This is a genomic window from Roseovarius gaetbuli (assembly GCF_900172365.1).
In the GTDB taxonomy this organism is placed as follows: domain Bacteria; phylum Pseudomonadota; class Alphaproteobacteria; order Rhodobacterales; family Rhodobacteraceae; genus Roseovarius; species Roseovarius gaetbuli.
Window position 1 is genome coordinate 1 of the sequence record NZ_FWFJ01000075.1, and the last position, 9,075, is coordinate 9,075.

Genomic DNA, 9,075 nt, shown 5'->3' on the forward strand with positions numbered 1-9,075 from the left:
TCCGACCAAAAACGCTTCTTCTGACCCTTCTTGCCCGCCATATCCGCCCTCAAGATGTCCACTATCAATAGTGGACACTTATCAACACACTCTATGAAATGTCAGAGCAGCGAGGCCGGACGCTTACCATGCTCTAGAGGTTTGAGGCAAAGGAGCGCCTGCGGCGCGCTCTCTTTCGGGTTAAGGATGAGGGGCGCTGCCCCTCAAACTCCCCGGGATATTTTCGGCAAGAAGAAGGGGTTAGCTTTCCATCCAGATGGTGACGGGGCCGTTGTTGATGAGGCTGACCTTCATGTCGGCGCCGAATTGGCCGGTTTGGGTGGCGATGCCATTGGCGGCGATTTGGGCCGTGAAATACTCATAGAGGTGGTGGCCGACCTCGGGTGTGGCGGCGGCGGAAAAGCCGGGGCGGTTGCCGCGGCTGGTGTCGGCGGCGAGGGTGAACTGGCTTATCACGAGGGCCGAGCCGCCCGTGTCGAGGATCGAGCGGTTCATCTTGCCCGCCTCATCCGTGAAGATGCGCAGCTTGGCGATCTTGGCTGCAAGGCGATCGGCATCGGCCTCGCTGTCGCCCTGCATGGCGCAGACCAGGATCAGCAGGCCGGGGCCGCACTGGCCGATGATCGTACCATCAACGCGAACGCTGGCCTCTGAGACGCGTTGCAATAGTGCGCGCATGGGCGGCTCCTCTTTTGCGATTGACCCGCGTCAATGCGGCGATGGCGTTTATAGGCTAGAAGTCAGGCTGATTTCAACACACAGGAGGGCTTTGAAATGGTTGAGAAAACTCAGGCATCAGGTTTGTGGCCGCAGTTTTACGAACCTCTGCGCAATTTCGGTACGCGGATGGCGAATTGGCTGGCGCCGGCCTCGGACGCGTCATCGGACGACGACGCCTATCGCATCAGCATGGAATTGCCCGGTGTCGCGGAGGAGGATATCGATCTGTCCGTGCATGATGGGTTCGTCACCGTGAAAGGCGAGAAAAGCGAGCAGCGCGAGGATTCCGGTGACACCTGGTATTTCAGCGAGCGTCAGTATGGCGCCTTCAGCCGCTCGTTCCGGCTGCCTGCCGATGCCGACGGGGACAAGGTCGAGGCACACCTCAAGGATGGTGTGCTGAATGTGACCGTGCCCCGGCGCAGCGGTGACAGCGCGCAGGGCCGCAAGGTCGAGATCAAGCGCGGTTGATGCCGCTTAGCCGCGCGGATCGTAGATGTCTTCCAGCGCCGCGCGGCTGGTACGAAAGGCGTTGGCCGGATGCGCGGCATCTGGCCAGCCAAAGGAGATCGCGCAGAGGATCAACCGGCTTTCCGGCAGGTTGAAATGGGCGCGGATCATCGGCGCATAGGCCGCGACCGAGGCCTGGGCGATACTGCCGAGGCCAAGCGCCGTCGCGGCGAGTGTTAAGGCGGTGATAAAGCCGCCGGTATCCAGCGCGCCGTAAGGGCCAAGGGCGGCTTCGGAGTGGATGATCGCCACGTGGGGGGCGCCGAAGAAGTGATAGTTTTGCAAGGATTGCTCGGTTCGGGCGGCACGGTCGTTGCGCGCGATGCCCACAGCCTCGTAGAGTTGCAACCCGCATTCAAGCCGACGCGCACCATGGGCGCCGGGATAGCTCTCGGGCCAGGGCAGGTCGGGCGCGGGTTTGTCCTGTTCTACCGCCGCAAGCAGGGCGTCGCGAAAGCGCGCGGTCTCGGCGCCGTGGGTGACGGTGACCTTCCAGGGCTGTGCGTTACACCAGGACGGCGCGCGCCCTGCTGCCATGACGAGGTGTTGAATGGTTGTCTCGGGCACCGGATCGGGGCGAAAGCCACGGCAGGAATAGCGCGCATCAAGCGTCTGGCGCAGGCGGGTGAAATCATCGGTCATTGCGGGGTCTCCTGTGCGCCGGGCCATGTGTCTGACAGGCGATAGCCAAGCGGCCAGGGGTCATCGGGATCAAGCATAAGGTTGTGGGTTCCGGTGATCCATGCCTGTCCCGAGATTTCCGGCAGGATCGCGGCGGTGTCGCCGATTGTTTGCGTCTCGACGATCACGCCGTCAAAGCGAGAGCCGATCAGCGAGGTCGCGCTATAGCGATCGCCGACGCCCATCGCCCCGCGCGCATGCAGCAAGGCCATGCGCGCCGACACGGCCGTGCCGGTGGGCGAGCGGTCGATCTTGCCGGGGCGGATCGCGACCGCGTGGCGCGCTACAAGGCCGGTCTCAATGCGCTCTGGCGCGGTGGCAAACAGGCAGAACGAGATATGGCGCCAATCGGGATTTGTCGGGTGGTGAAAGCCAAGCTGCTCGGTCGCGGCGGCGCTGATACGGGTGCCAAGCTCGGCCAGATGGCGCGCCGCATCTGGCACAAGATCAAGCCCAAGCGCCGGGGCATCGACCACCACGAAGCTGTCGCCGCCAAAGGCGGTATCCACCGTGATCGCGCCAAGGCCCGGCATATCAAGCGTCGCGTCAAGGCGCGCAGCGAAGGACGGCAGGTTTTGCAGGTGAATGCGGCTGACCTTGCCGCCCGCGCATTCGGCGCGCACCGCCACAAGACCGCCCGGTGCCTCAAGCACAAGGTGCGTTTCCGGCTCTGACATCGCAAGGATGCCGGTTTCGAGCAAAACCGTCGCCACGCAGATCGTGTTGGAGCCCGACATGGGCGGGGTGTCGGCCGGTTCCATGATGATGAACCCCATATCGGCGCGCGCATCCACTGGCGGCACCAAAAGGTTCACATGACGAAACACCCCGCCGCGCGGCTCGTTCAGAACGAATTGGCGCAGTTGATCGTCGCGCGCGATGAAGCGCGACTTTTCCCACATCGTGTCACCGGGGGGCGGGGCCACGCCGCCGGTGATCACATCGCCCACTTCGCCGCCCGCATGGGCCGATACGATCTGGATGTTACGGCTCGATCGCATGGCTCAGGACCCTCCCTGGTTAAGAGCCACCACATAGCCCACACCCGCCGCAATAACAGCCACGATCAGCACCGCAAAGGCGATCTTCCAGGCCGAGTAGGGGCGTTCGCCCTGTACCTGCCCAGTGCGGCCATTGACCACGAAGCGATAGGTCTTGCCGCGATACTTATAGGCCGCAAGCCAGACCGGCAGCAGGATATGCTTGAAGGTGACATTGCTCACCTGGGTCTGGATATCGTGGATACGCTGTCGGTCGCCGCCGATGTCAAAACGCACATCGCGCGCGATCACCCGGTCCATCCGGGTGCGCGCCTCGCCAAAGCCGGTCTCAAGCTCGACGGTATAGCCCTCGGCGCGAAACCCGGCGAGATATTCGGGGCGGTAGGGCTCAAGCGCGGCCAGATCCCATGGCTCAAGCGCGTCGGTAAAGCGTTTGGGCAAAGAGGTTGAGGCCAGCACAAGCACGTCGTCAAAGAACCGCGCCACCCGCCCCGAGACCGGCCGCCAGCGGACCTTGGCCACCTTCACGTTATGGGTCTTGCCATCGCGCTGCACGCTTTGATTGACGTAATAGACCGTGCCATGTTCGCCGCGATAGGCGGATTTCGTATCGGCATCAAAGGTCCAGTAGGGCACATAGATGCCCTCCATCGCGCGGCCCTTGCGGGCATAGTCGCGCAGACCGTTGGGGGCAAACCAAAGGCGGCCAAGCCAATCGGTCATCGCCTTGCGCGCGGTGCCTTCGTCAAGGCCAAAGGGCAACAGGGCGCGCGGCTTGATATGGCGATGCGTGCCGGTGCCTGTGACCACGGGCGAGGCACAGAATGGGCATTCGCGGGCATGGGTGGCCTCGTCAAACTCGACCTGCGCGCCACAGCTTGTACAGGTGGTGACGCGGGTTTCCTCGATCTCCTGCGCGGGCAGTTGGGCGTTGATCGCGGCGCTGAAATCAAGCTCACGGATGCCGCCCTGCCATGGGCCGCCCACGTCGATGGCGCAGGTGTCGCCGCAATGATCACAGACCAATTGCCCATGATCGGGATCGAAGCGGTAATCGGCGCCACAGCTTTGACAGGGAAAGCGATGCTCCGCAGTCATTGCCGTGCTCACCCGTTCCAGTTCGCGATGATCGCGTCGGCTTCCAACTCGATCAGCCATTCAGGGTTCACGAAACGATCAACCGCCATGATCGTGTCGACCGGGCGGACATCCGCGAAGTATTCCTTGCGAACGTCGATGGCTGCTTTCCAGTTATCGATGTCGGTCAGGATGACGCGTGTGCGCACCACGTCATGCAGGCCCGATCCGGCCTGCTCCAACGCAGCCTTTATGATCTCTATGCATTGGCGGGTCTGCATCGCGACGTCTCCGATTCCGACGGTCTTGCCGTCCGCGCCCACAGGTGCCGTGCCGCCGACCGAGATGAACGGGCCTACACGCACGGCGCGGCTGAACCCGACGATGCGTTCCATCGGGTTGTCGTTGGAAATAAGTTCGCGGTCAAAGATCATGGTGGGTCTCCGGGTGCAGGGGTGGCTGGGGGCTGTCATCGGTCTTGGATCGCGGCGACCGCGTTCCGCCGCATCAGCTTCAGGCCCCCGGCGGGGGCGGTGGCAGAACGGTGAAGAGCTGGGCAAGCTCGGCCACATCTTCGGCCAGCATCCAGCCATCCTGACCGAGGGTCCAGACATGGGTTTGCCGGGTCAGCTTGCCTTCGCGCGCCATCCGCCCCATCGAGGCCTTGGAAAAAGGGCCGCTGGTCTCGCCGCCCTCTGCGATATGCCAGACATGCTCGACCGGCGGCGGTGGCGGCGGGGTTTGCGAGGTTTGCTGAGAGGTCGGACGAGCGCCCCAGGGGCCATCCTTGTCGGCCATCTGCTGGGCCATCGCCATGCCCATCCCCATGCCAAGACCCGCGCCCATGCCGCCCCCCCCGGCAGGGTTATGGGCGGCTGCGGTCATCGCTTCGGCGGTGGAATACTGCGTAAAGCGGTTCAGATCGCCCGCCACCCCCATCGAGGTGCGCTTGTCCAGCGCCTCTTCCACGGCGGGCGGAAGCGAGATGTTCTCGATATAGAACTCTGGGATGCTGAGACCGTAATCGGCCACCACGGCGGAAATCTCGGTTGCCACAAGCTTGCCGAGGTCGCGTGTGTTGGCGGCCATGTCAAGCACCGGAATGCCGGACCCGGCGATGATGCGCGAAAACGCCTGCACGATGATGTTGCGGATCTGATAGCTTATCTCGTCCATGGTGAACTCGCCGTCGGTGCCGACGATCTCGGTCAGGAACTTCGCCGCATCGCTGACCCGCACGGTATAGGTGCCAAAGGCGCGGATGCGGGTCGGCCCGAATTCCGGATCGCGCAGCATGATCGGGTTCTTGGTGCCCCATTTGAGGTTATTGAACCGCGTCGTGTTGACGTAATAGATCTCGGATTTGAACGGCGAGCGAAAGCCGTGATCCCAATGGTTGAGCGTGGTCAGGATCGGCATGTTGTTGGTCTCAAGCATGTAGAGACCGGGGGTGAAGACATCCGCCAGCTGCCCCTCATGCACGAACACCGCAGCCTGACCCTCTCGCACGGTAAGCTTGGCACCATACTTGATCTCATGCCCCTCGCGCTCGAACCGCCAGACCATCGTGTCGCGGGTGTCGTCGGTCCAGTGGATGACGTCGATGAACTGGCCTGAGAGGAAATCGAAAATGGACATCGGGAAACTCCTGTATCGCGATTTAAACCGGGCCGCCGCTGCGCACGGCGAGCAGGCGGTGGATGATCGGGCGCGCCTGGTCGGCGGTCATGCCCGGCTTGAGAGCGGGGGAATAGAGCAGCCGCAACAGCTCTTCGTCATGGGTGGTCAAAAGCGCAAACTCATCGTCGTCGTTAAAGATCGACGGGCGCGCCTGCGGGCTGTCGTCAGCAAGGCCAAGGCCCTGCGCCAACTCTTCGTGCACGCAGGACTGGCGCATCAGGGGCGGATGCTCAGCGCGGATAAAGGCGATGGCGCGGCGATAGGTGAAATCCTCGCTTTCGCCGGAAAACGCCACCACCAGACAGTGGATGGTGCGCGGCATGTCGCGGAAAATCGAAATCGTCGAAGGGCCGGCATTGGGCACGATCTGACGGATGCGGGCAATCGCCTGGTCGCGGTCATCCTCGCCCATGATCAGCACGTGAAAATTGGGCTTGCTGCTGTTTGCGCTGATCGGGTGGCCGGTGACGCGGGCCAGCCGCGCGGCATAGCCCGAGACCATTGCAGCGTCGTCGGCGCGCTGCGCCTCGGGCACCGAGCGGCCAAACTCAACCGCCATGCGCACCGGTCCCTCCCATTTGCGCAGGCCACCGGCCCGCCCGGACGAGGGGCGAAAGCCGGCGCCCTGTGCGTATTCGTCGTAAAACGCGATCCGCTCGAAATTGCGCGCCAGATCGGTGTCGGTATAGGGCGTGTCCGGCCCGCCGCCATCGCGGCGCAACAACCCGCGATTAAGCAGGTCGGCTTCAAGCCGTCCGTAATACTTGGCCAGGGCCAGGCTATTGGCCGACGGCCCTTGCGGTGCGGGGGGCGGCACAAGGCCCGCCGGGCGCTCGACCGGGCGTGCGGCTGGGGTCGGCGGTAGCGTATCACACCCCGCCAACACCAATAACCCCAGCCCGATAAGCCCCGAACGTGTGACCTCGCGCCACCCCACCTCTCAGGCTCAGCCCTTGGGCACGGAGGTGCCGGCAGTGTCGCCCACACCATCCTTGCGCGCCTTGGCCGAGGCCAGCGTGTCGCGCAATTCGGCCTCCATCTTCTTGAGCTCTTCTTCGGCGGCGGCGCGTTTGGCCTTGCCCTCGTCGGCGATCTGGAGACTTTCCTGAATGGTGCCGATCAGGTCGGCATTGGCCTGTTTGACCGCCTCGATGTCGAACACGCCACGTTCCATCTCTTCGCGGATCATCTTGTTGCTCGAGCGCAGGTTCTTGGCATTCGCCGTCAGCAATTCGTTGGTCAGGTCATTGGCGTCGCGCACCGCAGCGGCGGCCTCCGCCGAGCGCTGGATCGTCACCGCCTGCGCCAGCTGGGTTTCCCAGAGCGGCACGGTGTTCACCAGCGTCGAGTTGATCTTGGTGACCAGCGATTTGTCGTTTTCCTGCACCAGGCGGATCGAGGGCAGCGATTGCATCGTCACCTGACGGGTCAGCTTGAGATCATGCACCCGGCGTTCAAGATCGTCGCGCGCGGCGCGCAGGTCGCGCAATTCCTGCGCTTTCATCACCTGATCATTTTCCGGCGCGGCCTTGACGGCGGCCTCGGCGGCGGGGATGTCCTTGGTGTCGATCTCTTTCAGCTTGGCCTCGCCGGCGGCGATGTAAAGCGCAAGCTCGTCATAAAAGGCGAGGGTCTTTTCATAGAGCATATCAAGCGATTTGATATCCTTGAGCAGGACATGCTCATGGCCCAGAAGATCATCTGTGATCTTGTCGATCTGGCCCTGTACCTGTTCGAATTTCGCGGTGAACTTGGCGAAAGGCGCGGCCCGCCCCAACAGTTTTTCCCACCAGCTGCGCTCGCGGCGCACGTCAAGTTCGCTCACTGCAAAGCCGCGGATCGTGGTGACAATCCCGCGCAGGCTATCGCCCGCCGGGCCGACATCCTTGTTGCGCACGCCCTGAAGCATGGCCTGGCTGATTTCCTGCAACTCGGCCTGCGCGGCCGAACCGAACGAGACGATCGAGTTGGTGTCGCCCATGTCGATCTCGGCCATGCGGCTGGTGATCTCGGCGCTGACCGGGGCATCGGCCTTGTCCAGCGCCACAATCGCGTCGGCCTCTGCGGGTTCGGGCAGGACGGCGCGGCTTACGGCCTCGACATCGGCAAGGGCGGCCTCGGCTTTCTGGCGGATGGTGTCTGACATGATTGGTCCCTTTTACACTAAATCTTTGGTTTCAAGCTGAACGCCTTCGCGCGCAAGTCGATCACGCAACACGCTGATCTCGATATCAAGATCGGTGGTGTTGTCGACCATCAGCGCGCGGGTCTTGGCGGTGAAGTTTTCCTCCAGGTCGCTGAGCAGGTTGAGATAGCTGTCGCGCGCGGCCGGGTTCGGCGCGCGGGCGTGCAGATCGGCGAATTTCACCGTCGCGTCACGCGCGCCCATCAAATAGACGCTCAGGTATTTACGCGCCGCCGTCAGATCGCGCGGATCATCCTCGACGGTGCGCAGCATGTCGCGCACGCTGGCCTGGAAGCGCTCAAGGCGGGCCTCGGCCTGGCGGTCGCCGACGCGGGCAATCGCCGTGCTCATGGCGCCAAGATAGGTTTCGGCCTTGTCGACGATGCGCGCCACGCGGTCGCTTTGAAAGGTGTCGATGCCCTCAAGGCCCTTGTCTTTCAGCGGATCAAGCCCAAAGGCCATGCTGTGAAGCACCGTGCCCAAGACACCGTAAATCAGCGGTTCGATCAGCCCGCCATTGCTGGCAAAGCCGGCAAGCGCAAGGCCAAGCCCGGTGAAAAGCGAGGCCGCTATTTTGCGCGGAAAGGCCGGGCGGCGGGCGATTTTGCGCGCCTCGTAAGCCTCTTGCGCCAGAATTCCGTGCCGGGTGAGCCAGGCCGCCAGCAAAAGCGCGCCAAGTGCTGCGAGGTTGAAGGCAAGGTCAATCGGCCCTGAGCCAAAGGCCCGCGCCGCGAGCGGCAAGGGCGCGAAGAATAACAGGTTGACCCGTCCACCGGCGCGGGTGCGCCGCGCGCCCCTAAAGCTGCCCTGGCGCGCGTCGTGTGCCGATGGCTGCGAAGGCTCGTCGCCCGAGGGGCTGTACTTGCCACCAAACCGCTGCGCCATCACACGCCCCCTTTGGCGGAGACGAACATAATCAGTGCAACAAGCAGGAAAAACGCCAGCTTCTGCAGTCCCGTATCGCTCATTCCACCCCCACGGCCCAATCTACTTGGCATTGAACTTAGGCCATGGCGGGCGGGCTTGCTAGGGGGAAGATGGCCCCGGCTGGCGCATTCCGCGATCCGTGCGACCCGCCGTGAGTGCGGAATTTGAGTATCCACGCCGTGGAGCAAACCCTCCGACTTCCAGTCGGACCCGCTTCAGCGTGAAAGAATCGCTTTATGATCGTACCCTCAGAAAAATGAGCCGCAGCCGGGTCGGAGGCTCATTTTTCTGAGG

Annotated in this window: 10 protein-coding genes; 1 reads left to right on the plus strand and 9 read right to left on the minus strand. The window is 63.2% G+C overall.

Translation table 11 applies throughout. The features are described from left to right. Nucleotides 1-240: 240 nt before the first annotated feature. Nucleotides 241-678: a D-aminoacyl-tRNA deacylase gene (gene dtd / locus ROG8370_RS19010; RefSeq protein ID WP_085828714.1), complete on the minus strand. Its 438-nt coding sequence runs from the start codon at nucleotides 676-678 to the stop codon at nucleotides 241-243. Between the two features lie 96 nt (nucleotides 679-774). Here dtd and ROG8370_RS19015 point away from each other — a divergent pair, with 96 nt between their 5' ends. Further along, on the plus strand, nucleotides 775-1,191 hold the full coding sequence (locus ROG8370_RS19015; protein ID WP_073195604.1) for an Hsp20/alpha crystallin family protein: 417 nt from the start codon (nucleotides 775-777) through the stop codon (nucleotides 1,189-1,191). Nucleotides 1,192-1,197: 6 nt separating this feature from the next. Here the strand turns inward: ROG8370_RS19015 and ROG8370_RS19020 are convergent, their stop codons facing one another. From ROG8370_RS19020 to ROG8370_RS19055, 8 genes are all read right to left on the minus strand, one after another. Beyond that, nucleotides 1,198-1,872 (minus strand): nitroreductase family protein, encoded by a 675-nt coding sequence (locus tag ROG8370_RS19020; protein WP_085828715.1) that lies wholly within the window; start codon nucleotides 1,870-1,872, stop codon nucleotides 1,198-1,200. Then, complete coding sequence (locus ROG8370_RS19025; protein ID WP_085828716.1) at nucleotides 1,869-2,912, minus strand: trans-3-hydroxy-L-proline dehydratase; 1,044 nt, start codon at nucleotides 2,910-2,912, stop codon at nucleotides 1,869-1,871. The genes ROG8370_RS19020 and ROG8370_RS19025 overlap by 4 nt, the downstream gene beginning before the upstream one ends. A gap of 3 nt (nucleotides 2,913-2,915) precedes the next feature. Beyond that, nucleotides 2,916-4,010 carry a TFIIB-type zinc ribbon-containing protein gene (locus ROG8370_RS19030; protein WP_085828717.1) on the minus strand — a complete coding sequence of 365 codons (1,095 nt, stop codon included), beginning with the start codon at nucleotides 4,008-4,010 and terminating at the stop codon, nucleotides 2,916-2,918. An 8-nt stretch (nucleotides 4,011-4,018) separates the two neighbouring features. After that, on the minus strand, nucleotides 4,019-4,423 hold the full coding sequence (locus ROG8370_RS19035; RefSeq protein ID WP_085828718.1) for a RidA family protein: 405 nt from the start codon (nucleotides 4,421-4,423) through the stop codon (nucleotides 4,019-4,021). Between the two features lie 79 nt (nucleotides 4,424-4,502). Further along, nucleotides 4,503-5,627 (minus strand): SPFH domain-containing protein, encoded by a 1,125-nt coding sequence (locus tag ROG8370_RS19040; RefSeq protein WP_085828719.1) that lies wholly within the window; start codon nucleotides 5,625-5,627, stop codon nucleotides 4,503-4,505. 22 nt (nucleotides 5,628-5,649) lie between these two features. Further along, nucleotides 5,650-6,606 carry a DUF2927 domain-containing protein gene (locus tag ROG8370_RS19045; RefSeq protein WP_370738355.1) on the minus strand — a complete coding sequence of 319 codons (957 nt, stop codon included), beginning with the start codon at nucleotides 6,604-6,606 and terminating at the stop codon, nucleotides 5,650-5,652. A gap of 9 nt (nucleotides 6,607-6,615) precedes the next feature. Next, entirely contained in the window at nucleotides 6,616-7,815 is a 1,200-nt protein-coding gene (locus ROG8370_RS19050; protein WP_085828720.1) for a toxic anion resistance protein, read from the minus strand. A 12-nt stretch (nucleotides 7,816-7,827) separates the two neighbouring features. Next, entirely contained in the window at nucleotides 7,828-8,739 is a 912-nt protein-coding gene (locus tag ROG8370_RS19055) for a 5-bromo-4-chloroindolyl phosphate hydrolysis family protein (RefSeq protein WP_085828721.1), read from the minus strand. Nucleotides 8,740-9,075 lie beyond the last annotated feature (336 nt).